Annotated in this window: 25 protein-coding genes; 15 read left to right on the top strand and 10 right to left on the bottom strand. The window is 58.5% G+C overall.

Annotation, left to right across the window (positions count from 1 at the left end):
- Positions 1–12: 12 nt before the first annotated feature.
- Complete coding sequence (locus tag GOV90_RS03805) at positions 13–900, bottom strand: DMT family transporter (RefSeq protein ID WP_171090506.1); 888 nt, start codon at positions 898–900, stop codon at positions 13–15.
- Positions 901–1,120: 220 nt separating this feature from the next.
- On the opposite strand from GOV90_RS03805, the gene GOV90_RS03800 reads away from it, so the two are divergent.
- From GOV90_RS03800 to GOV90_RS03775, 6 genes are all read left to right on the top strand, one after another.
- Positions 1,121–1,825 (top strand): endonuclease/exonuclease/phosphatase family protein, encoded by a 705-nt coding sequence (locus GOV90_RS03800; protein WP_171090504.1) that lies wholly within the window; start codon positions 1,121–1,123, stop codon positions 1,823–1,825.
- Positions 1,826–1,908: 83 nt separating this feature from the next.
- On the top strand, positions 1,909–2,322 hold the full coding sequence (locus GOV90_RS03795; protein WP_171090502.1) for a Fur family transcriptional regulator: 414 nt from the start codon (positions 1,909–1,911) through the stop codon (positions 2,320–2,322).
- Positions 2,323–2,456: 134 nt separating this feature from the next.
- Complete coding sequence (locus tag GOV90_RS03790; protein ID WP_171090500.1) at positions 2,457–3,335, top strand: DMT family transporter; 879 nt, start codon at positions 2,457–2,459, stop codon at positions 3,333–3,335.
- A gap of 136 nt (positions 3,336–3,471) precedes the next feature.
- The gene (gene eno / locus GOV90_RS03785) at positions 3,472–4,749 is read left to right on the top strand and encodes a phosphopyruvate hydratase (protein WP_171090498.1); all 1,278 of its coding nucleotides are present in this window, start codon (positions 3,472–3,474) and stop codon (positions 4,747–4,749) included.
- A 48-nt stretch (positions 4,750–4,797) separates the two neighbouring features.
- On the top strand, positions 4,798–5,337 hold the full coding sequence (locus GOV90_RS03780; protein ID WP_171090496.1) for a GNAT family N-acetyltransferase: 540 nt from the start codon (positions 4,798–4,800) through the stop codon (positions 5,335–5,337).
- A 140-nt stretch (positions 5,338–5,477) separates the two neighbouring features.
- On the top strand, positions 5,478–5,642 hold the full coding sequence (locus GOV90_RS03775; RefSeq protein ID WP_171090494.1) for a hypothetical protein: 165 nt from the start codon (positions 5,478–5,480) through the stop codon (positions 5,640–5,642).
- Here GOV90_RS03775 and GOV90_RS03770 read toward each other — a convergent pair.
- The 3 genes from GOV90_RS03770 to mazG all read right to left on the bottom strand — a co-directional run bounded on the left by GOV90_RS03770 (position 5,639) and on the right by mazG (position 7,945).
- On the bottom strand, positions 5,639–6,088 hold the full coding sequence (locus GOV90_RS03770; RefSeq protein WP_171090492.1) for an N-acetyltransferase: 450 nt from the start codon (positions 6,086–6,088) through the stop codon (positions 5,639–5,641). The two genes, GOV90_RS03775 and GOV90_RS03770, sit on opposite strands and share 4 nt — an antisense overlap.
- Positions 6,085–7,026, bottom strand: a complete 942-nt coding sequence (locus GOV90_RS03765) for a nucleoside hydrolase (protein WP_171090491.1) — start codon at positions 7,024–7,026, stop codon at positions 6,085–6,087. Before GOV90_RS03765 ends, GOV90_RS03770 begins: the two co-directional genes overlap by 4 nt.
- 61 nt (positions 7,027–7,087) lie before the next feature.
- A complete protein-coding gene (mazG, locus tag GOV90_RS03760; protein WP_171091179.1) occupies positions 7,088–7,945 on the bottom strand; it encodes a nucleoside triphosphate pyrophosphohydrolase in 858 nt (285 codons plus the stop codon).
- Positions 7,946–8,011: 66 nt separating this feature from the next.
- Between mazG and GOV90_RS03755 the strand changes: the two genes are divergently transcribed.
- From GOV90_RS03755 to GOV90_RS03740, 4 genes are all read left to right on the top strand, one after another.
- Positions 8,012–9,175 carry a M20 aminoacylase family protein gene (locus GOV90_RS03755; protein WP_171090489.1) on the top strand — a complete coding sequence of 388 codons (1,164 nt, stop codon included), beginning with the start codon at positions 8,012–8,014 and terminating at the stop codon, positions 9,173–9,175.
- 12 nt (positions 9,176–9,187) lie between these two features.
- A complete protein-coding gene (gene speB / locus GOV90_RS03750; RefSeq protein WP_171090487.1) occupies positions 9,188–10,162 on the top strand; it encodes an agmatinase in 975 nt (324 codons plus the stop codon).
- Between the two features lie 87 nt (positions 10,163–10,249).
- On the top strand, positions 10,250–11,197 hold the full coding sequence (gene speB, locus GOV90_RS03745; protein ID WP_171090485.1) for an agmatinase: 948 nt from the start codon (positions 10,250–10,252) through the stop codon (positions 11,195–11,197).
- A gap of 66 nt (positions 11,198–11,263) precedes the next feature.
- Positions 11,264–11,665, top strand: a complete 402-nt coding sequence (locus GOV90_RS03740) for a DUF1499 domain-containing protein (protein WP_171090483.1) — start codon at positions 11,264–11,266, stop codon at positions 11,663–11,665.
- A 15-nt stretch (positions 11,666–11,680) separates the two neighbouring features.
- Here GOV90_RS03740 and GOV90_RS03735 read toward each other — a convergent pair whose 3' ends face one another.
- Positions 11,681–11,962 carry a hypothetical protein gene (locus GOV90_RS03735; RefSeq protein WP_171090481.1) on the bottom strand — a complete coding sequence of 94 codons (282 nt, stop codon included), beginning with the start codon at positions 11,960–11,962 and terminating at the stop codon, positions 11,681–11,683.
- A gap of 62 nt (positions 11,963–12,024) precedes the next feature.
- Here GOV90_RS03735 and prfA point away from each other — a divergent pair, with 62 nt between their 5' ends.
- The 3 genes from prfA to GOV90_RS03720 all read left to right on the top strand — a co-directional run bounded on the left by prfA (position 12,025) and on the right by GOV90_RS03720 (position 14,742).
- A complete protein-coding gene (gene prfA, locus GOV90_RS03730; RefSeq protein WP_171091177.1) occupies positions 12,025–13,080 on the top strand; it encodes a peptide chain release factor 1 in 1,056 nt (351 codons plus the stop codon).
- Positions 13,077–13,922: a peptide chain release factor N(5)-glutamine methyltransferase gene (gene prmC / locus GOV90_RS03725; RefSeq protein ID WP_171090479.1), complete on the top strand. Its 846-nt coding sequence runs from the start codon at positions 13,077–13,079 to the stop codon at positions 13,920–13,922. The genes prfA and prmC overlap by 4 nt, the downstream gene beginning before the upstream one ends.
- A 241-nt stretch (positions 13,923–14,163) precedes the next feature.
- Positions 14,164–14,742: a DUF4167 domain-containing protein gene (locus tag GOV90_RS03720; RefSeq protein ID WP_171090477.1), complete on the top strand. Its 579-nt coding sequence runs from the start codon at positions 14,164–14,166 to the stop codon at positions 14,740–14,742.
- Positions 14,743–14,794: 52 nt separating this feature from the next.
- On the opposite strand, the gene rsmA is transcribed toward GOV90_RS03720, so the two are convergent.
- The 5 genes from rsmA to lptG all read right to left on the bottom strand — a co-directional run bounded on the left by rsmA (position 14,795) and on the right by lptG (position 21,184).
- Entirely contained in the window at positions 14,795–15,637 is an 843-nt protein-coding gene (gene rsmA, locus GOV90_RS03715) for a 16S rRNA (adenine(1518)-N(6)/adenine(1519)-N(6))-dimethyltransferase RsmA (RefSeq protein ID WP_171090475.1), read from the bottom strand.
- Between the two features lie 84 nt (positions 15,638–15,721).
- Complete coding sequence (pdxA, locus tag GOV90_RS03710; protein WP_171090472.1) at positions 15,722–16,687, bottom strand: 4-hydroxythreonine-4-phosphate dehydrogenase PdxA; 966 nt, start codon at positions 16,685–16,687, stop codon at positions 15,722–15,724.
- Entirely contained in the window at positions 16,684–17,937 is a 1,254-nt protein-coding gene (locus GOV90_RS03705) for a peptidylprolyl isomerase (protein ID WP_171090470.1), read from the bottom strand. The genes pdxA and GOV90_RS03705 overlap by 4 nt, the downstream gene beginning before the upstream one ends.
- Complete coding sequence (locus tag GOV90_RS03700) at positions 17,928–20,084, bottom strand: LPS-assembly protein LptD (protein ID WP_171090468.1); 2,157 nt, start codon at positions 20,082–20,084, stop codon at positions 17,928–17,930. The genes GOV90_RS03705 and GOV90_RS03700 overlap by 10 nt, the downstream gene beginning before the upstream one ends.
- Positions 20,084–21,184, bottom strand: a complete 1,101-nt coding sequence (lptG, locus tag GOV90_RS03695) for an LPS export ABC transporter permease LptG (RefSeq protein ID WP_171090466.1) — start codon at positions 21,182–21,184, stop codon at positions 20,084–20,086. The genes GOV90_RS03700 and lptG overlap by 1 nt, the downstream gene beginning before the upstream one ends.
- Before the next feature lie 229 nt (positions 21,185–21,413).
- Here lptG and GOV90_RS03690 point away from each other — a divergent pair, with 229 nt between their 5' ends.
- Positions 21,414–22,880: a leucyl aminopeptidase gene (locus tag GOV90_RS03690; protein WP_171090464.1), complete on the top strand. Its 1,467-nt coding sequence runs from the start codon at positions 21,414–21,416 to the stop codon at positions 22,878–22,880.
- A 4-nt stretch (positions 22,881–22,884) separates the two neighbouring features.
- Positions 22,885–23,343: a DNA polymerase III subunit chi gene (locus GOV90_RS03685; RefSeq protein ID WP_171090463.1), complete on the top strand. Its 459-nt coding sequence runs from the start codon at positions 22,885–22,887 to the stop codon at positions 23,341–23,343.
- Positions 23,344–23,354: the final 11 nt, after the last annotated feature.

Raw genomic sequence — 23,354 nt, 5'->3', positions numbered from 1 at the left:
CATAGGGCGACACTACTTTCGCACGATCTCCAACACGGCGGCGCTGACGATCAGCGCAGCGCCCAGAAACTCTCGTAGGCCAAAGGGTTCTCCGGATAGCACGGCAGCAGATGCGATTCCGACGACCACTTCGCTCATCAGCAGCAGGCCGACCCTTGAAGGGGAAAGCTTCGTCGCAGGCCAAATCGTCATGTAGATCATGGGCAGGATGTAGAAGGCCGACAACAGGGCCAACAGAAGAATGCGGATCGCTTCACTTTGCGCGATGGATGGTAAAGCCTGCTCGGGCAGAGCAAGAAGGCTGAATAGGGACAGGATCAGCGCGCCGAAAACAAAGGCAAAGACCTGCCCCGAAATCGAGATGCGATTGACACGATAAAGGCCCATAGAGCCCAGGGCCCAGCATATGCCTGAGGCCAATGCCAGCCAATCGCCTATGTTTTGCGGCCAGGGCACGAAACCCGCGCCGCCCAGAACAACAAAAAGGCCGCCCAACCCGCAGAAAAGACCAGCAAGGCGCATGAGGCTGAGACGCTCACCCAGAAACAAAACACCCAGAAGTGTTCCCCAGATCGGGGTGAGGTAAAACAGCAGGATGGACCGCACAACGTCGGTATACACCAGGCTGATGGAATACAGGCTAAACGCGGCCCCTGTGAACATGCCGCTGAGCATCAGGTTGCGCCATTCCCGCATCAGCGTTTGCCGATCGCTCCAAATAAACGGAAGTAAGGCGATCAGGGCCGCGCAATACATGACAATCCCGGGCCATGGGCCGGTCAGACCCTGATCCAGAAAGAACCGAACCGGGATCCAGTAGAGCCCCCATAGCGCCCCGCCCATGAACAGAACCAGGCTGGCGCGGGTGCTGTTGTCCGGCTGTGTCTGATGCAGTTCCATTCAGCCCCTCGAGTTGTGGCGGTGTCGCCGTTCCACTGCAACCGGATAGAGCAGAGGATCAAAAGGAACAATCCTTTGGTGATCGCTTGCAGGTCGTTTGCCAATTAACCGTGCAATTGGCTATGTTTCTGTCCAAGGCATTCGTTCCGTAACCGAACAGAGGGGTTGCGCACCGCGCCAGAGGTGGCACATTGGGCGCAAGCCCATTGGTCAAGCCCTTATGAAACCGTCTTCAACCCTACGTATCGCCAGCTATAACATTCAAAAATGCCTCGGGCTGGATTTCCGGCGTCAACCGCAGCGCATCCTGCAGGTCATCGAACACATGCGGGCCGACATCGTTGTGTTACAAGAGGCTGACAAACGCCTGCCGCCCCGCCCGGCGGCCCTGCCGCATTTCATGCTGGATGAGGCGGGTTGGCAGATCGTCGATCTGGGCGGGGCCGGAAGCCTTGGGTGGCATGGCAATGCGGTCATCTGGCGTGGTGACGGCATTGCAGTCCGGCAAACAGGGCATCACGAATTGCCGGGGTTAGAGCCGCGCGGGGCTGTCCGAGTCGAGTTTGACACTCAAATCGGGCCGCTGCGGGTGATGGGGATGCATCTTGGGCTGTTGCCCGCATCCCGTCGGCAACAGATTTCGCATATCCGGCGCTGTGACGACGATCTTGACCAGATGCCAACTGTCTGGGCCGGGGACTTCAATGAATGGTCGCGACAACCAGTTCTGGACCATCTGGCCCCCGAAATGCGCTTTCTACCGCCTCGACCCAGCTTTCCCGCAGCTCAACCGCTTGGCGCGCTGGACCGGATCGCGCTGGGCGCAGGGGTGCAGGCCACTGCACATGGGGTTCACGATGCGCGTCCGGCGCATATCGCATCGGATCACTTGCCCGTATGGGCCGATCTGACACGTGCCGCGTGAGATCAGCGGAAAAGCATAAATCCTTGTGGCGCAAACGGCGCAGACATACTAAGACAGAGACCCGAGCAAGTCTGAGGGGCATCATGTCGGATACGATTATTGGGCGTTGTGAGGCCAAGGGCCTGCGCATGACCGGTCAAAGAAGGATCATCGCGCAGGTATTGGAGCAAAGCGACGACCATCCGGATGTCGAAGAACTTTATGCACGTGCTTCTGCCGTCGACAAAGGTATCTCGATTGCGACGGTCTATCGGACGGTCAAACTGTTTGAAGAGGCCGGGATTCTGGAACGTCTGGAATTCGGCGACGGCCGCGCGCGGTATGAAGATGCCGAGCGTGATCACCATGACCACCTGATCGACATGCAATCGGGCGAGGTCATCGAATTCGTCGACCCCGAAATCGAAGCCCTTCAGGAAAAAATCGCGGCAAAACTGGGATATAAGCTGAAAGGTCATCGGCTGGAACTGTACGGCGTGCCGCTGGAACAGGACTGATCCATCACGAAACGCGATTGATTAACCCACGTTAATTCATCAAGCGTGTCGGGAAATTGTCTTGCCCACGGCCGTCGCATCAGGTTGTTGTGCGCAATAGGCACCGGATGTGCCCTTTTCCTGTGGACGCGCAAATGAACAACGTAAACGGCATTCTGCTGCTCATAGGGTCGATGGCGGCCTTTGCACTTGAAGATATGTTCATCAAGGTCTTGTCGGTCTCTGTATCGACTGGGCAGATCATGGTGTTCCTCGGTCTGGTCTGTGGCGTCGTGTTCGCCATCTTGTCACTGGTCTCGCGCAAGCGGATTTTTGATCCGGTGGCCTGGCAATTACTGCCAATGGTACGCGCGGCAACCGAAGGGATCGGGGCGGTGACCTTTGTGACAGCACTGTCTTTGATTGATCTGTCCACGGTCGCCGCTGTGTTTCAGGCCATGCCCCTTGCTGTCACCATGGGGGCGGCACTGTTTCTGGGTGAACAGGTTGGCTGGCGGCGCTGGAGCGCCATTGGTGTTGGTTTCATCGGCGTTCTGATGATCATCCGCCCTGGTTTGGAAGGATTCCAGCCCGAATCCCTGTTTGTGGTGTTGACCGTCATTGCCATTGCCGCACGGGATCTGATCACGCGCAAGCTGGACGTGCGAGTGGCCTCAACTGTTGTGGCGATGCAAGCGTATATCGCAGTGGCGCTGGCTGGGGGGCTGTTGATGGCAATGTCTGGTACATCCTTTACACCGCTTCAGGATGGACAAGCCCTGCCATATTTAGGCGCCGTAGGGTTTGGAGTGATTGGGTACTACGGCATTGTCACTGCAATGCGTGTGGGCGAAGCGTCGGCTCTTATGCCGTTCCGCTATACACGTCTGGTGTTTTCGATCCTTGCGGGGATGCTGATGTTTGGTGAGCGGCCAGATGTCCTGACAATGGCGGGCGCGACCCTTATCATCGGGTCCGGTCTGTACACCTTTGTCCGCGAACGGCGATTGGCTCGCGAACTTGTCCCAGCCTGATCTTGTTGGCGCAAACAGAATACTGTTAGCCCTAAAGGGCGGTAAATATGCGTGTTAGCGTTAACGGAAACGGTTTACTTTTGGGCCGGTGCTGCTATGACGCGTGCAACCGACTGCAGCCATAGGGACAGGCCTCATGAGCACCATCATCGACATCCACGCACGCGAAATTCTGGACAGCCGGGGCAACCCCACGGTTGAAGTCGACGTCATTCTGGAAGACGGCACCATGGGCCGCGCTGCCGTGCCGTCCGGCGCATCAACCGGTGCCTATGAGGCAGTGGAAAAGCGCGACGGCGACAAATCGCGGTACATGGGCAAGGGTGTTCTGGAAGCCGTTGCCGCCGTGAACGGTGAGATCGCCGAAGAACTGGTAGGTTTCGACGCGACCGAACAGGTGGCCATCGATCAGGCGATGATCGAGCTGGATGGGACCGAAAACAAGGGCCGTTTGGGTGCAAACGCCATTCTGGGTGTCTCACTGGCGACCGCCAAGGCCGCAGCAGATTTTACCACGCAGCCGCTGTATCGCTATGTCGGCGGCACCTCAGCCCGTGTTCTGCCGGTGCCGATGATGAATATCATCAACGGCGGTGAGCACGCGGATAACCCGATCGACATTCAGGAATTCATGATCATGCCGACCTCGGCCGCGAACATCCGCGAGGCGGTGCGCATGGGGTCCGAGGTGTTTCATACACTGAAGAAAGAGCTCTCGGCGGCTGGTCTGGCCACCGGTGTCGGTGATGAGGGTGGCTTTGCCCCCAACATCGCCTCGACCCGCGAAGCGCTGGATTTCATCCTGAAGTCCATCGAAAAAGCGGGTTACAAACCGGGTGAAGAAATTCACCTGGCGCTGGATTGCGCCGCGACTGAATACTTCAAAGACGGCAAATACGTTCTGGCAGGCGAGGGTATCTCACTGTCGTCCGAAGAAAATGCAGCCTATCTGGCGGCGCTGGTCAATGACTATCCGATCATCTCGATCGAAGACGGCATGTCCGAAGATGACTGGGACGGTTGGAAAGCCCTGACTGATGCCATCGGCGACAAGGTGCAGCTGGTGGGTGACGACCTGTTCGTGACCAACCCCGCACGTCTGGCCGAAGGGATCGAACGCGGCTGCGCGAACTCGATGCTGGTCAAGGTGAACCAGATCGGTTCGCTGACCGAAACCCTGCGCGCCGTCGATATGGCACACCGTGCGCGTTACACCAACGTTATGTCCCACCGTTCGGGTGAAACCGAGGATGCCACCATCGCCGATCTGGCTGTGGCGACCAATTGCGGTCAGATCAAAACCGGCTCTCTGGCCCGGTCGGACCGGTTGGCGAAGTACAACCAGCTAATCCGTATCGAGGAATCTTTGGGCGAGGTCGCGGAATACGCGGGCGCGTCGATCCTTCGCAAATAACCCGTGTGGTGCTAGGCTGGCCCTTGGGTGCGATCCGGGGGTCACGTCTTGCTGAAGATTATTGAACCAGAAACGCCGGACCAGCTGAACGCGGTTCGGCGTTTGTGTTGGGACTATCGGGATTTCCTGCTGACGCTGGATGAGCGATCTGTCCAGATCGTCCAAACCTTCTACGCCAAGGAAAAATACGCCCGTTTGATGGACACTCTGGCAGCAGATCATGCACCGCCTGACGGCGGAATCAAACTGGCCATGCTTGACGGAGAGCCGATTGGTTGCGGCATGTTTCATACAATCGCGCCGGGTGTGGCCGAAATAAAGCGCGTGTATGTGAGGGATACAGCAAGGGGATCCGGTGCAGGGCGTGCAATCATGCTGTCGCTGATTGAAACCTGTCGGGATCTTGGCTTCGATCACATCCGAATGGATACCGGAAAACCGCTGAAAGCAGCGACTCAATTATACCTGTCTTTAGGGTTCCATCTGCGTGGTGCTTACTCTGAGATTCCAGAAATCGCTCGGGATCATCTGCTCTTTTTTGAAATGCAGCTCACGGAAGTCAAAAAAAGTAAAAATAACGATAATTGAATTTAATCAGCGTTTTACGCGCCGAAATGCCTTATTTTGTCCGCTTTAGATCTGCTTAAATTTTATTATGTGTGAACTTGTTACTAACTGTGCCCGCGCTGAATCCCGTAACCTCGGTTCATTACAGAAAGGGGGCTACGATGTCTGTATCAAAATTCCTTCTGATAATCGCCGCAACGTCCATAACCATTCTGTCCGCGTGTTCGGGTCCGGGAACCTATCCGATAACCGGGGAAGAAGTATCGGCGAATGATCCGGTTCAGGACATGAATCCCGCCAATATCTTCCGGGGAGAATCGCGCTAAAGCGCCTTGCTCATAAGCATGTACTTTTCGCGGGGTCTGAACCCGGTACGCAGGTACAGTTTCTGAGCGGCCTCATTGGTTCTGTCCACTTCAAGATGAAGCGCGGTCAGACCCGCTCCGGCCAATGCCTTGGGAAGATCCAGCAAAACCTCGGTGGCGATGCCACGGCCGCGGACGGCAGGGCGGATATAGATTTCGTCTACGAACCCGTCCATGCCACCGAACTCGACTGACCAGCCGAAGGTTAGGATGATATAGCCCAAAGGCGCGCGTCCCGGGCCAATCAGGTAGACACAGCCATGGGGGATGCCTTCCAGCAAGGGGGCAAGGGCATTTCGGGTTTTGTCAGCGTCCTGTTCGATCCGCGCCTCGGCATGAAACGCAGTGACCAGCGCCATCAGACGATCCAGATCTTCGGGGCGCGCAAGGCGCAGAGCGGCGCTCATAGTCGGGCCAGCCTTTCTGTCAGCAGGGCAAAAAAGCCATCCGCGTCGAGGTCGCCGACAAACAGCGCATTAGGTGCACGGTCAGTCACGCCCCACCAGTCGGCGACGGTCATGCCCATGGTCAGTTCCGACCGGGTCTCAACCTCGACATTTACATGACGGCCCGAGAACAATTCGGGCCGGATCAGATAAGCGGTTACGCAGGGGTCATGCAAAGGCGCGCCCGCGCTGCCGTATTTTTCCTTGTCGAAGCGTTCAAAAAAGTCGGTCATTTCCGCCACAGCAATGCCGACCTTGTTTCCCAATGCCCGGAACGCATCATTGCGGGGTTTGGTCACCAGCGCCTTGTGCGTGACATCCAGGGGCATGACCACGATGGGTCTGCCGGATCTAAAAACAATATCAGCGGCTTCCGGGTCGACGTGGATGTTGAATTCGGCTGTGGGGGTGATGTTGCCCACTTCGAAATAAGCGCCCCCCATCAGCACGATCTCCTGCACCCGATCGACGATGTCGGGGGCCTTGCGGAACGCCATGGCGATGTTGGTCAGTGGCCCCAACGGGCAGAGTGTCACGGTGCCCGATTCATGTTTGCGCAGTGTCTCGATGATGAAATCAACTGCATGTCCGTCTGCCAGCGGCATTTCAGGGTCCGGCAGAACGGGCCCGTCCAACCCGGTTTTACCATGTACATGTTCTGCCGTGACCAGAGGGCGGATCAAGGGACGATCACATCCCGCATAGACAGGAACATCCGTCTGGCCCGCCAGTTCGCAGACAATCCGAGCGTTCTTGGCTGTCAACGCTAGAGGAACGTTTCCGGCAACGGCAGTGATGCCCAGAACATCGATCTCATCCGGGCTGGCCAGGGCCAGCAGGATGGCGACGGCGTCGTCTTGTCCGGGGTCGGTGTCGATGATGATTTTGCGCGGTGCCATTGTGCCTCCGGGGTCTTGAAACGCGGACACTCGCAAGTGTCACCGCACTTGTCCAGCAGTTTCAGGCCCCGGTCGGCGCGTCCACCGGCGGGAGTTTGCCATTGGCGCGATGTTCCTCGGTTTTGACCTCGTCCCAGAGCGCATCCATCTCGGCTAGATCGCTTTGTGCGGGGGTTTTGCCCCTCTCGGCCAGACGGGCTTCGACCTGTTCAAAGCGGCGGGTGAACTTGGCATTGGTGCGGCGCAGGGCGGCCTCGGGTTCGATACCCAGATGGCGCCCAAGATTGACCATCACAAACAGCAGATCGCCGAACTCGTCCTCAAGCGCATCGGCGTCCATCCTGTCGCGCGCTTCTTCCAGTTCAGCCGCTTCTTCTGTGATCTTGGCCAACACATGGCTGGCATCGGGCCAGTCAAAGCCAACGCGGGCAGCGCGTTTTTGCAGTTTGTGCGCGCGCAGCAGGGCGGGCAGGTTCGCCGCGACACCGTCCAACGCGCCTTTCTGTTCCTTGCCCGCACGCTCGGCGGCCTTGATTGCTTCCCAATCCTTGGTCTGCTGATCGGCTGACTTGTCGCGGGACTCGTCACCAAACACATGCGGATGGCGGCTGACCATCTTGTCCGACATGGTTCGAACCACGTCTTGAAAGGTGAAATGCCCGGCCTCTTCAGCCATTTGCGCGTGAAAGACAGATTGGAACAGAAGATCGCCCAGTTCTCCTTTCAGCTCATCATAAGCCTCGCGCTCAATGGCGTCGGCGACTTCATACGCCTCTTCAATCGTATAGGGCGCGATGGTCGCGAAATCCTGCTCAATATCCCACGGGCAGCCACTTTGCGGGTCGCGCAGGCGGCGCATGATTTCCAGCAAACGCTCGATACCAGCGTCGCCGTCGTGGATCAGAGGATTTTCGGCCATTGCGAACCCTTTCGTTCCGGTGTCAGATGCATCCATTCCGCAGTCCCGATCAGGAGTCCACCCCAGATGCCCGTCGTCAACCGAATTGCCGATTTCTCAGCCGATATGTCCGCATGGCGGCAGCATTTGCACACGATCCCAGAATTGGAGTTCGAGTGCTATGAGACAGCCGCCTTTGTGGCCGAGCGTCTACGCGAGTTCGGGGTGGATGAACTGCATGAAGGCATCGCCAAGACCGGAATGGTTGCGATCATCAACGGGCAGGAGGATGGCCCGACCATCGGCCTGCGCGCGGACATGGACGCTTTGCCCATCGCCGAGGAAACCGGGGTTGAGTACGCGTCGACACATCCGGGCAAGATGCATGCCTGTGGCCACGACGGGCATACGACGATGCTGCTTGGGGCTGCGCGCTATCTGGCCGAGACGCGGAATTTCCGCGGCCGCGTCGCGCTGATCTTTCAGCCTGCCGAGGAGGAAGGTGGCGGTGCTGGCGTGATGGTGGAAGAAGGCATTATGGAGAGGTTCGACATTTCTCAGGTCTATGCGCTGCACAACGCGCCGGGTTTTGCAGAAGGGTCGTTTTATACCACGCCCGGGCCGATCATGGCGGCGGTTGATACATTCGAGGTACATATCCAAGGTGTCGGTGGTCACGGTGCCATGCCGCATGAGACGCGCGACCCTGTAATGGCGGCCTGTGGTATCGCGCAAGCTATTCAGACGATTGTCAGCCGCAACCACTATGCCTTGGACGATCTCGTGGTCTCGGTCACGCAAATCCATTCGGGCACGGTCAACAACGTGATTCCCGACACGGCTTATATCAATGGAACGGTACGCACGTTTGATCCGGCTGTGCAGAAAATGGTGATGGAACGAATGGAGCAGATCGTACAGGGGCAGGCGGCGTCTTATGGGGTTGAGGCGCGACTCGACTATGATGTCAACTATCCCGCAACGATCAATGATGCCGAAAAAGCCAACTTCGCTGCTGACGTGGCACGTGAGGTCGCGGGCGAGGATCGGGTGGTCGCCAACGCAGGCCGCGAAATGGGGGCCGAGGATTTCTCATACATGCTTCAAGAACGGCCCGGCGCGTATCTGTTCTTGGGGCAAGGCGAGGGGGCAGGGCTGCACCATCCCAAGTACAACTTCAACGACGATATCGCACCGGTCGGCGCGTCCTTTTTCGCACGTATCGTGGAAAAGGCGCAGCCGTTGGGCTGATGGGGTAAACAGATGGCACTGGAAGACGCAAAGAACCAGGTGGACGAGGCGTTCACCAACCCGGATCTCAAAGGGTTGTCTTATGAAAACACCTTTGGCGGGGCGACCTCTTTCCTGCGACGGCTGTACACCAAAGATCTAAGCGGCGTAGACATCGCGGTGACCGGCGTACCCTTTGATCAGGCTGTCACCAATCGCCCCGGCACGCGCCTTGGCCCGCGTGCGATCCGCGAAGCCAGCGCCCTGCAATCACCCGATGCGCCTTATGGATGGCCTTTTGATGCCCTCAGCGAACTGGCCATCGTGGACTACGGAGACATGGCGTATGACTATGCCAATATCCCGGCCTTTCCCGACACACTGACCGATCACATCCGCACCATTCTGGCGGCTGACGTGGCCTCGGTCACGCTGGGCGGGGACCATTATATCAGCTTCCCGATCCTGAAAGCCTATGCCGAGAAATACGGACCCATGTCATTGCTGCAATTTGATGCGCATACGGACACCTGGGCCGATGATGACATGTCCCGCGTTGACCACGGGACAATGTTCTACAAGGCGGTGAAGTCGGGGATCGTGGACCCGAAACGCTCGGTCCAGGTGGGCATTCGCACCACCAATGAGGACACACTGGGCGTCAACATAATCGACGCGCGTGAGGTTTATGAATCCGGCCCTGCTGCGGTCGCACAGAAGATCAAGGGTATACTGGGTAACAGCCCCGTTTACCTGAGCTTCGACATCGACGGGTTGGACCCAGCCTTTGCGCCGGGTACCGGCACGCCGGTCTGGGGCGGGCTCAGTTCGATCCAAGCGCAGATCATCTTGCGCGACATTGCCGGTATTAACATCAAAGGCGGAGACGTGGTCGAGGTCTCTCCGCCCTTTGACACATCCGGCGCAACGGCGATTGCCGGGGCGCATGTGGCGACGCAGATCATCTGTCTGCTGGGATGGGATAAGCTGGCCAAAGCGAAAGAGTAAACCCGTTTGGGTACGCGTTAACTTCTGGTTAGCCATATTTCCGGTATGTGCTGGAAGACGTGATAAAAGGGATGGGGCGGCAAGCGCATGACAGAATTCAACCAACCGGTCAGTGGCAATGACTTGGCACGATTTTCGGGGCCGAATACGTTTATGCGCCTTCCACAGGCCGCGTCACTGGCGGGGCTGGACGTGGCGGTGCTTGGCATTCCGATGGATATCGGCACCTCGTGGCGGTCGGGCACTCGGTTTGGCCCGAAACAGATCCGCAGTGAAAGCGCGATGATCCGGCCCTATAATATGGCCACGTCGGCGGCCCCGTTTGACAGCTTGCAGATCGCTGATATCGGGGATCTGGCGATCAACACCTTCTCGTTGTCGGACAGCCTGAGGATCATCAAAGAAAGTTATGATGCGATACTGGCAAAAAATGTGATCCCGGTCGCGATGGGGGGCGATCATTCGATCACCTTGCCGATCCTGCGGGCGATTGCCGCCAAGCACGGGCCGGTAGCGCTGGTGCATGTGGATGCCCATGCGGATGTGAATGACGAAATGTTTGGTGAGAAGGAGACCCACGGCACCGTTTTCCGTCGCGCGCATGAAGAGGGGCTGATCGTTCCTGACAAAACCTTTCAGATCGGCATTCGCGGATCAGGCTACGCGGCATCGGACTTTACCGAGGCCAAGGATTGGGGTTTTCGCCAGTTTCCCGCCTGGGAGCTGTGGCAGCAGAACCTGACCCAGATCGGCTCGCAGATTCGCAAGACCATCGGTGAGCATCCGGTTTATATCACCTATGACATCGACAGCCTGGATCCGGCCTTTGCTCCGGGCACCGGCACGCCAGAGATTGCGGGGCTGACGACCCCACAGGCGTTGCAACTGATCCATGCGTTGCAAGGGGTGAACGTGGTGGGCTGTGACCTTGTCGAGGTCTCACCACCATATGATCCCTCAGGTAACACGGCGCTGACGGCGGCGAACCTGATATATGAGATGCTGTGCATCCTGCCGGGGGTGACGTCGCGGTAAACTGGTCGGGAACGGGTTGTGCAGGCGCTTCATCCGCCTAGGATTTGCCCCAGAGGGTAAAGTGGGATGAAAAAGATGGTTCTTTGGGCAGTGCTCGCGCTTGTGATCGGACTGGGCGCTTATATCCGGCTGGCCCCATCCGACCCCGCACAATGGAATGTTGCGCCGGTCGCACCCGTGGATCAGGACCTGCCCGGTGGTGTGGTGCGTGTTGTCGAAACCGGTCCCGACGGGCTGCAGCGTCTGGACCAGATCATCCGCGCCACGCCCCGCACAGCGGTGTTGGCTGGGTCCGTCGATGCAGGCATGATCACCTACATCACCCGCACGAAATGGATCGGGTTTCCCGACTACACCACGGTTCAGCAGCACGGCAACTCTCTGCGCGTTCACGGCCGCCTGCGGTTTGGGCGCAAAGATTTTGGCGTGAACAAAGCGCGGGTCGATGGGTGGTTGCAGAAGATGTAATTGAGTGGCGGTGGTTTAAGACGCGTCGTCCGAAGCTGCCTTCCCAAAGGGTTTACTTTGCAACCCCGATGACAGGCACCCTTCCTGAACCTCTCGCCACATGGGAACGTTCAGCGACATTTGACATTGCGCGGTGAACATGCGGCCATCGACCTGCAGGCAGATCATCTCGCCTAACTCGATGCGCGTCCCTGAGGTATCGGTGCAATAGCAATCGCGGGTTTTACCGTCCGGGCCGACGTAATCAGCAAAAACCGGCGTGGATGTCAGCAGTAAAGCAAGCAAAATCCGTTTCATGGTGGCAAGCTTAGCATGACGTTGCCCTTGACCAAAGCCCCCGGATGAGAGACACCGCCCGGATGATCCCCGAAGAACGTCTTGAACAGATCACCCAGCGTTTTCAATACCTCGAAGCAGCCATGGCCGATGGCGCGTCGGGGGGCGATATTGCGACGCTGGCCAAGGAGTATTCCGACCTCAAGCCGGTGGTTGATCAGATCATGGCCTGGCGTCAGCTGGTCGCGGATCTGGCCGAGGCCGAGGCGATGCTGGCCGACCCGGATATGAAAGAACTGGCCGAAGAGGAAATCCCTCAGCTACAGGCCAGTATTCCTGCGGCGGAACAGGCCCTGCAATTGGCGTTGCTGCCAAAAGACGCGGCCGATGCGCGCCCGGCGATGTTGGAAATTCGCCCTGGAACCGGCGGCGATGAGGCCGCTTTGTTCGCAGGCGACCTCTTGCGAATGTATCAACGCTATGCCGAGGCGCGGGACTGGCAGTTTGAGATCATCGAGGAACAAGCGTCGGATTTGGGCGGCATCAAAGAGGTCGTGGCTCATATCAAGGGCGACAATGTCTTTGCCCGGATGAAGTACGAATCCGGCGTGCACCGCGTGCAGCGCGTGCCCGAGACGGAAAGTGGTGGGCGGATTCATACATCGGCTGCGACTGTGGCGGTTCTGCCTGAAGCCGAGGATGTGGACATTCAGATCGACGCAAATGACATCAGAATCGATACGATGCGCAGTTCAGGAGCGGGTGGACAGCACGTCAACACCACCGACTCGGCGGTCCGGATAACGCACCTTCCTACGGGGTTAGTTGTAACGAGTTCTGAGAAGTCTCAGCACCGAAATCGCGAGATTGCCATGCAGGTGCTAAAGACGCGGCTCTATGATCTGGAGCGGCAGCGGATTGACAGCGAACGCTCGGCAGATCGGGCCAGTCAGGTGGGCTCGGGCGACCGTTCGGAACGTATTCGTACCTATAACTTCCCGCAAGGTCGCATGACGGATCACCGCATCAACCTGACGCTCTATAAGCTGGACCAGGTCATGCAGGGCGATCTGGATGAGGTCATCGATGCGCTGACGGCTGATGATCAGGCGCGGCTGCTTGCCGAGATGGCGCAATGACCGGCCTGCAGACAGCGGCACAGGCCATGGTGGCGGCAACGGCCCGTCTGCGGGCGGCTGGCGTGGATGACCCTGCGCGCGATGCGCGCCTGCTGCTGGCCCACGCGGCGCGTATTGAAGCCAGCCGGGTGACGCTGATTGCGCCCGAGGAGTTGCAGCCCGAGATTGCCGAACGTTATGACCAGTTGATCTCGCTTCGCGCCATTCGGGTGCCGGTTTCACATTTGCTGGGCGAACGCGAGTTTTATGGGCGCCGGTTCCGGGTCAGCCGGGATGTTCTGGACCCACGACCCGAAACCGAAACCCTGATCGAAGCAGCCCTGAGCGCGCCGTTTGATCACGTTCTGGATTTGGGGGTCGGCTCGGGTTGCATACTAATTACGTTGCTGGCCGAACGTGCCAGCGCGTCAGGCGTCGGGGCCGATCTGAGCGAAGCTGCCTGTCTGCAAGCCAGTGCCAATGCGATTGAGCATCAAGTTCAGGGGAGGGTGGATATTGTGCGCTCGGATTGGTTTGAAAACATTGATGGTCAGTTTGACCTTATTGTTTCCAATCCACCTTATATCTCAGTGGACGAAATGGTCGAATTGTCACCAGAGGTCAAAGAGCACGAGCCGCGTATGGCCCTAACCGACGAAGGAGACGGGTTGGGGGCATATCGTCGGATTGCCGCGTCAGCCCCCGATTTTCTTCTGCCGGGGGGGCGGATTCTTGTTGAAATAGGCCCAACGCAGGCCAAAAAAGTTGCCGCTTTGTTTGATGCGGCAGGGCTTGTAGATGTTTGTGTGATCCCTGATCTGGATGGGCGCGACCGTGTGGTTGGCGCAAAAATGCCGGGTTGATCGGCAGGATTGCGACCAAAAAGCGCTGCCCGAACCAAAAAACCTGGTGAAAACCCGAGATTCCTCTTGTCTGCGCGGTCAGGACATGCTTACTCAGGATTAGTCGGCGAGGTTGACGCTGTTGCAGCGCACCCCTGACGCCAAGCCCAAAAAAGTCGAGATCCCGTCACGGCAAACGCCTTAGAGCAGTGCAAAACACGGGTGGTTCGACAGCGAATTGACAAGGCTGACGTAGAGAAAGATGAGATCTTCCAAATCCCGCTCGCGGGCCAAGAATAACCGCAATCGTCCCTCCGGCGGCAACGTCGTAAACCGTGTGTTTGACAGCTCGGGTCCCGAGGGCAAAGTGCGTGGCACGCCGCAGCAGATCATTGACAAATACAATCAACTGGCACGTGACGCGCAACTGTCAAACGACCGTGTGGCGGCTGAGAACTTTCAGCAGCATGCCGAGCATTACTTGCGAATGCTGAGCGAAGCGCAGCGCGAAATGGAAGCCCGCCGCGAAGAGCAGGAGCGCCAGAACCGCGAACGCCAGGCCGAACGGGATCGCGAACGCGCTGAGCGTCAGGAACGCGAAGCCGCCCGTCAGGCCGACCCGGCCGAAGCGCCGCAGCCGGATGTGATGGATTTCGCAGCCCCCGAAGCTGCTCCTGAAAGCGGGTTGGTTGAAACTCCGGAAAGCAAAGAGGCTGAAGGCTCAGCTCCGGAGAAAAAGGAAAAACCTGCGCGCAAGCCGCGGGCGCGGAAGCCCAAAGCTGCACCGGTGAGTGAAGAGGCCCCCAAAACCGATGGGGACGCTCCGGAAGCGGCTGAATAAGCCAAGCAACAGATCGAACGAAAAGCCCCGGTAGAACCGGGGTTTTTTATTTTCAGGTCTTTTGAACTTCGCGGGCCAGTGCGCAGAACGCTTCCAGCGGAACTTGTTCCGCGCGTTCCGTGGGCTGAATCCCTGCCGCCAGCAAACGATCTTCGATATCGGGGGCCACGCCCTTCAATGAAGCCCGCAGCATTTTGCGGCGTTGATTGAAGGCCGCAGCCACTACACGGGACAGGATGGCAGCATCGGCAGGATAGCGGGGCTCGGGCAGGGCGGTCAGGTGAACCACGGCGCTGGACACCTTGGGCGGTGGGGTGAACGCGCCCGGGGGCAGCGACATGGCGATGCGCGCCTCAGCCCGCCATTGCGCAAGGATGGCGAGACGTCCATACGCCTTGCTGCCGGGTTGCGCGACGATACGTTCAGCAACTTCGCGTTGGAACATCAGCGTCAGGCTTTGCCAGAAAGGTGGCCATTCGGGTGGCGTCAACCAACGGACCAGCAACTCGGTTCCCACGTTATAGGGCAGGTTGGCCGCAACGCGGATCGGCGGCGTCAGGTGTTCCAGCGGGTTGATTTCCAGCGCATCACCGTTGATGACCTGAAGCCGTCCGGGATACGCCGCAGCGATGTCGTTCAGGGCAGCGATACAGCGCGTGTCTTTTTCCAGTGCGACGACCTTGCGCGCGCCTTCAGACAAAAGCCCGCGGGTCAAACCGCCGGGGCCAGGGCCGATTTCCAGCACATCACATTCAGTCAGGTCCCCGGCCTGACGGGCGATCTTGGCGGTCAGGTTAAGGTCCAGCAAGAAGTTCTGACCCAATGATTTGCGCGCCGAGAGCTGATGGGTTGCGATGACCTCGCGCAGCGGGGGAAGATTGTCGATAGCGCTCATGATCCGATTACCGTGATGCAAAGGGGCGCAGGTGCGCCAGAGATTTTTTGCCTCCGGCGGAGGTATTTTCAGCCAGGTGAAGGATCAAGAGCTTTTTGCCATGCGTTGAGCGAGCTTCAGGGCCTCGATCAGGCTGGTGGGCGTGGCAATGCCTTTCCCGGCGATGTCCAGCGCTGTGCCGTGATCCGGCGACGTTCGGATAAAGGGCAGGCCCAGTGTCACGTTCACGCCACGGTCGAAATCCAAGGTTTTGATCGGGATCAGGGCCTGATCGTGATACATCGCGATCGCCGCGTCATAGCGCGTGCGGGCCGCGGCGTGAAACAGCGTATCTGCCGGGTGGGGACCAGTGAGCGTCGCGCCATCGAGGTTCAGTTCAGCGACAAGCGAGGCAATCCAATCGCCTTCCTCAGTTCCCATTTTGCCGCCTTCGCCCGCATGAGGGTTGAGGCCAGCGATGGCGATGCGCGGGTTGGCGATGCCGAACTGCTTGCGAAGGCCAGCAGCGGTAATCTCGATCGTATCGCGTAGGAGATCCGGGGTCAGGGCTTCTGGAACTTGTGACAACGGAATATGAATTGTAGCAGGCACAACACGCAGTTGATCGCTGGCCAACATCATCACGACCCGTTGCGTGCCAGAAAGGGCGGCGAGAAACTCGGTATGGCCGGGATAGCTGAATCCGGCTCCGTCTATCAGAGCTTTTTTGTGGATGGGCGCTGTGCAAAGCGCCGAGGCGTGTCCTGCTTTCACCAAGTCGACACCGGTTTCGATGGCATCGATCACAGAAGGTGCATTGGCGGGGTCGGGCTGGCCCGGCACATTGGGGACCGGGAAGTCCAGTTGCAGGACGGGCAACGCTTGATCGCAGACCGTCAGGGCCTGCGCGGGATCTTCGATTTCCGCGACCGGAGTCCCAGCAGGCAGGTGGCTGGCATCGCCGATATAGAAGAACGGGCAGGAGCCGCGTAGCTCTTCCCAGGCTTTGGCCGCTATTTCGGGACCGATCCCCGCCGGTTCACCACAGCTGAGCGCGATTGGGCGGGTCATTCCTGAACGATAATTGCGTCGGCACGCAGCTGTTCCACCAGGCTTTCGGCAAAGGCTGTAAGGCGTTGCTGTGCCAAGGCATTGGCCACGTCCGCGCGAGAGGTGTTTTCACCCAGATCACGTGTGCGGTTGCACAGCATCAGGAACATCAGCGTTTGACCGTTGTTGCGCGTCAGGTTTGTAGACACCTCGTTGCGGTCCAGCTTGGCCAATTCTACCGCGACATCACGGGGCACCTCGGAAGGGGCGGCGACGATGCGTTCCAAGATTTCTGGTGGTTGATCCTTGGCGATTCCATAGAGATCATCGCAGGTGTCGATCTCTTCTTTCAGGCGTGTGGCTTGCGACAGCGCGTCGGCATTGCGGCCACCTGGGATGTAGTAGATCGCATAATCCAGCTTTGAGATCGGGGCGGCTGAGGTTGCAACTTCACGCAGGCCACGCATCTGGAACAAGGCGACAGCATTTGGCAACGAAATGGGATCCGTGACCTCTCCGTTTTGAAGTCCCAGGATTACAGGCTGCAAAGCTGGCGGAAGGTCTGTGATGTTCAGCCAGTCCAACCGTCCGCCCTGATCACGGGTGGCGGCTGCGGAATATTGTGCTGCGGCTGCCGAAAACGCATCAACACCTTCCAGCCGCGAGATTTCCTGAGCCAGCAGTTCGGTCTGCGCAACGGTTTGCTGATTCACCGGTATGATAATTTCGGACAAAAGGACTTGAAGCCCACCGCCCCCGGTCTGCCCAAGGGCCCGGTCGATCTCATCTTCGGTGGGACGCGCCTGAGACAGGTAGCGTGAGCTGATGTAGTCACGCCAAGCCAACTGATCCGCGATGTAATCCCGAACTGTCTCAGGGTCGACACCCGACTCTCCCAGCAATTGCAGGAACTGTTCCGAGGACAACTGGCCGCGCGACGCAAATTCGTCAATTCCCAATTGAACGGCCTCGGGGGCAGCTTGCACGCCAGCTTCGCGCATGACCTGTTGGCGCAGCTTTGCATCGATCAGGGCGTCTCGCACGTCGGCTTCGCTGCTGCCGGGCAGGCCCAGTACGTTCAGGAATTGCAGCCGTTGCTCGAGTTCGTACCAGGTAACGATGTCCTGATTGACCCGGATCGCAGGAGAAAACAGGCTTTGCGCCATGGAATGCGTGCCTGCAACTGCGAAAATCGCGGCAGTCAGCGCCGGTGCGACCGGTTTAAGCCAACCGGAACGTAGAAACCTGGAGAAACCTGATATCAACTGCATGTTCTCTTGTATGTCTTGCCACCGCTTTCGACAGAGTACCCTGTCAATGACAGGGTAAAGCCGAATTCTGTCGAAGGCTCAATAGTGGATGTTGAAGTAAAGCGCCGGCTTACAGACATGTTAACCTGCACGCATTCGTTGCGATATGTCACGCCCAGACCCAAACGGATCGGTTCGGATTGGCCCAGATCATAGCGCGCCTGGGCATTCGTCAGCCAGTTCTGATCGACCTGATACCGGCCTACCAGCCAGATTTCCGAGATCTCGTCGACGATATTTTCCGCCGGATCCGGTTCCTGCCAGATGTAACTGCCGGAAATCCTCGCAACCTCGTTTGTCCAGGCACCACGCAGTTCTGCTTTGACAAAGCTGAAATCGCTGTCGATCAATCCGCGACCACCTAGGGACCAGCCATTGTTGGTTTGAATCTGTCCTGCGATCAGCAGATCGGATGAGGTGCCTTGCAAACCCGATGTCAGGGTGAAATTCGGATCAGCATCCGCCCGGAACACCTGACCAATGGTAGCCAGCGCCTGCCAGCCGCCTGCGCCGTAACGGGCCCAGTTCAGGCCAACAACACCTGTTGCACCGTCTTCGCGCTGATCTTCCGCTGGGAAACGCGAGAGCGCCAGCAAGTTACCCTGATCGAATTCCTGAAAGGTGCTTTCGTCATTTGGCACGTCTGTGTCCGACACATGCGTCCATCCGATCTGAGCGATGGGCTCAAGGAATTGCACGGCACCTGATTGCTCGCGCCGCGTCATCGGATAGCGCAATGTCAGAGCAGCCCTTGGCGTTGAGCGTGTGACCTGCGAGGGGAAGTTGCTGTCATGGCGAATGTTGAACGTGTCGACAGATGCCCCCAGCGTTACGTCGGCGCGCAGGCCCGAAGCGAAGGTCCAGCTGCGCAGCCACTCTGCGTCAAACGTGGCGCGGGCGATGTCTCGGCCAACAATGTCTGCGTCGCTTGTGCGTTCATGGGCGTGACCGATAAAGGCCAGCCGCACTTCGCCGCCCAAAGCACCAGGGAAAAAGCGTTTTTCGTAATTCAAGTCGAATACGCGAGACGGAATTTCGTCCTGGTTTTCACTTTCGCGCAGCGTTTTGTAATGGATCAGGCTGGTTTTGAATGCTGTATCCCGCTTGATCCGCTCCAGCGAAAGTTCACTGCGCAAACGGTCCAGATCAGGCAGGCCGTAATCCACAAGATAGGCGTCATCCGAAGCGGTTTGCACTTGGAAGGTCAGCCGGTAGTCATTCTTGAGGTTGAACCAGCCATTTGCGAACAGGTAGCCACGATCCTGATCAGGCTGAATGTCATCGCGGGTATAGGCACCATCTAACTGAATACGACCGTTTACAAAGGCTTGACGGTATCTATAGCCCAGCGTTGTCGTGCTGCCTGATACATAAGGTGTCAGCGTCAGGTCCTTGTGGTCCCCCAGCTTGATGAAATACGGAACCTGAACGCCTGTCCCCAATTGCGAAGTACTGCGGATCGAAGGCACCAGAAAGCCTGTCGCGCGGTCAAGCGTGGGATCGGGCAGGCGCAGATAGGGGAAATAGAAGACCGGGTAGTCCAGCACCCGAAGTTGCGCGCCTTCGAAATAAAGCTGTTGCTCCAACTGGTCATGCGTGACACGACGGGCCCGAATCTGCCAGAGCGGCGGCTTGCCGTTGGCGCAGACATGGCAGGATGTAGCCGAGACTTTACTGAATTGCGTATAGCGGCCCGCTGCTCGCTTTGCCTGGACCGAGGCAATCTGAACCTGCTGGTCAAACACCATCCGCGCGCCGATCAACAAACCGTTCTGAATGCCACTGTCGAGCTGTCCGGAATCCGCCAGCAGCGTTGTCTGACCGCCCTGATCGATACGGATGGGGCCTTCCAGTATCAGCTGACCGGTTTCACGGTCATAAGTCACACGCTGAGCCGACAGCTTGATGTCGCCCTGAAACGCTTCGACATTGCCCTCGGCCACCAGTTTGCGTTCGGGCGTGATGAAAACCTTGTCGGCGACCAGCAGGGCGGGCTCTTCCTGCGTTTCTGCGCCCTGAGGCTGTGCAGGTGTCGATTGTGCCACAAGGGGTGCCGGGGCGGACAAAGCCAGCGCGCTGGTCAGCAAGAGGGGAACAAGGCGCCGCATCAGCCGTCCTCCGCATGAAGCAGCAAGCCAAGAGACAGCAATATGGCAGCAAAGGGCGGTGCCCAGGCGGCGATGTATGTTGGCAATTGTCCGTTTTCCCCGAGGATTTGCGCAAAGTTGCGGACGAAGTAGATGGCAAAGCCAAGCAGAACCGCTGTTAGTACCGCAATACCCGTTCCGCCAAAGCGGACGTGACGCATGGTGAAGGCTGCTCCGATAAGGACCATCGAGACCAGAAAGAAGGGGCGTGCCAGTTGCACTTGCAGCCAGACCTCATACTGTTTGGTCGAAAAGCCTGCTTCGCGCAGATCCGCGATCAGTTGCGGCAGATCGTAAACCGAAACGGAATCTTGTTGTCCCAGCGTGTCGAGAATGCGCTGACGGGTCAGCGAAGTTGGAAGGTCCAGGCGGTCATGAACAACGGCGTTGGTTTCGGGGTTCTCGCCATCTTGCATGGACCAGATCTTGGCGTTGGAAAGAATCCACCGGCCATCCTCCAGATCGGCCCGGTCGGCAATGATCTGTTGGGTTGGCTTTCCATCGCGGGCGAAGGTGATCACTGTCACGTCGTCCAGCCCCAGCGTGTCGCCGTTTGAGGTACCGCGCGCGTGGATCACGGCTTGTCCGTTTTCCGCCGATTGGCGCAGCCACAGGCCTTCACTGCTGATCGACAAGGCAGAACTGCCGTTGTTGCGGTAGGAATCGGACAGGCGCTGGAACTCTTCCGAGGTGGCAGCGGCGATTGGGTTCAGCAATGCCACGGCCAGCACACCGATGGTGAGTGCAAGAAGGACAGGCGCCACCAAAGCGCGGATGCCCGAACGGCCAGTGGCACGCGTCACCACAAGCTCTGAGGTGCGCGCAAGCCCTACGAAAAGGGCGATGGTCGACAAAATGACCAGCAGCGGTAGCATTTCGCTGATCGCGGCCGGTGTGTTGAGCAGTGTAAGTTGCAACAACTGACCAAAAGACAGGTCGTAATCGTCAAACCGGCGAATCTGTTCGATCAGATCGATAAGAATCATCAGGGTTAGGAAAATGCCGCCAATGACCAGAAAACTCTGCATGAAACGTCGGGCGAAGTAGCGGTCGAGGATCACAGGCGCGCCCCCGCAAAGCTTGCAACACGGGCGTTCGGGCCGCTTGCGCGCGCGCAGAATGTTCTGCGCAACGGCTTATGCCTGCCCTCTCGTGCCACGTCTTTCTCCCCCGAGCCTGCCGGTTATTTTTCGGAGACCTTAATGCAATTGAAGGCCGGGGAAAACTGCTATCTGGTCAAGCGGTGCTACGCGGGCTAGGTCTTGGGGAACAGAATTTGAGGAGTTTACAATGAGCAGTCTTGTACCGATCCGCTTTCAGGAGTTTGACTTGGATGCGATGGCGCAGGCCGAGGGTCGGGTGGTTATCATCATCCCGTCCGACGGCAAGATGAGCCCCGCCGCCCGACGGGCCAACCGTCTGACAAAAGGGGCCGTCGCGCGGCTGGTCGAAAGCGGGTCTTTCGAAAAATCCAAGACTGCCGATGTGATCTCGTTGGCGTGGCCTGCCGGGATGGCGGCCGAGGCTTTGGACGTCCTGGTGTTGCCGCGCCGCCCTGAGGCGGACGAGGCGCGCAAGGCGGGCGCTGCTGTGGCAAAGCTGGCAGGCGGCAAGGACGTGCTTGTGATGGTTGGCAATCAGGCGCGCACAGAAGATCTGGCTTTGGGTATCGCGCTGCGCAGCTATGACTTTGACGCGCATAAGACCAAAGAAAGCGAAGACGCAGGCACGGTAACAATCAGCCATTCGAAACCTGACGAGGCAGAGGCGGAATTTGCGCCGCTTTACGCAATTGCAGATGGCGTGCGGATGACCCGCGATCTGACCAATGAGCCCGCAAACGTTCTGACAACCTCCGAATTCGCCGACCGCCTGGTCGAGATGCAGGAGCTGGGCCTTGAGGTCGAAGTTCTGGACGAAGACAAGCTGGCCGAGCTGGGAATGCGCACATTGCTGAGCGTCGGGCAGGGCTCGGACAGCCCGTCCAAAGTGGTCGTCATGCACTGGAAGGGCGGCGACAAGGGCGATGCGCCGCTGGCTTTGGTCGGCAAGGGTGTGGTGTTTGACACAGGCGGTATCTCGCTGAAACCAGCGGGTGGCATGGAAGAGATGACCATGGATATGGGTGGCGCAGGTGTTGTTGCCGGTACCATGCGCGCGCTGGCCAAGCGTAACGCCAAGGCCAACGTCGTTGGTTTGGTTGGATTGGTTGAAAACATGCCATCCGGTAATGCCACACGCCCCGGTGATGTGGTCAAGTCAATGAAAGGTGACACGGTCGAGATCATCAACACTGACGCCGAAGGTCGCTTGGTTCTGTGCGACGTGATGTGGTACGCGCAGGAACGGTTCAGCCCGGTTGGTATGATCGATTTGGCCACGCTTACCGGCGCGATCATCATCGGGCTGGGGCACGAGAATGCCGGTGTGTTCTCGAACAACGATACATTCTGCGACGCATTCCTGAAATCCGCCAAGGCCGAGGATGAAGGCGCGTGGCGGATGCCGTTGGGCGATGCTTATGACAAGTTGCTGAAATCGCGCATCGCCGACATGAAAAACATAGGCGGTCGGCCCGCAGGCTCGATCACCGCCGCGCAGTTCCTGCAACGGTTCGTCAAAGAAGAAACGCCCTGGATTCACCTGGATATCGCGGGTGTGGCCTCGGTTTCCGCTGAGACATCTTATGCACCCAAAGGCGCCACCGGTTGGGGCGTGCGCGCGCTCAGCCGGTTTGTGCAGGACAATTTCGAGTAAGCTAATGGGCGCTGTCTATTTCTACCACCTGACCCGCCAGCCGCTGGAACACACCTTGCCGGTGTTACTGGACAAGGCACGGCAGGCCGGGTGGAAGATTGCCGTGCGGGGCACCGACCCTGCGCGGATCGACTGGCTGGATGAAAAGCTGTGGCTGGGGCCCGAAGACGGGTTTCTGCCGCATGGCCGCGAAGGTGGCCCCCATGACACAGAGCAGCCGATTTTGCTGACCACTGGCTCTGACGCCGCCAATGGCGCGTCCTGTGTCATGGCAGTTGATGGCGCGCCGGTCGAGGCGGAAGAAGTCGCCGCGATGGAACGTGTGTGCATTCTGTTCGATGGCAATGACGATATGGCTGTTCAACACGCGCGGGGGCAGTGGAAATCGCTGACCGCTGCGGGGTGTTCGGCACAATACTGGTCGGAGGAATCCGGGCGGTGGGAAAAGAAGGCTGAAGCCTAAAGGGCGACGCC

Origin of the sequence: Ruegeria sp. HKCCA5929 (genome assembly GCF_013034525.1) — a bacterium.
Classification (GTDB): Bacteria; Pseudomonadota; Alphaproteobacteria; order Rhodobacterales; family Rhodobacteraceae; genus Ruegeria.
The sequence above is the reverse complement of the archived record's forward strand: the minus strand, read 5'-3'. Positions and strand labels throughout refer to the sequence as shown.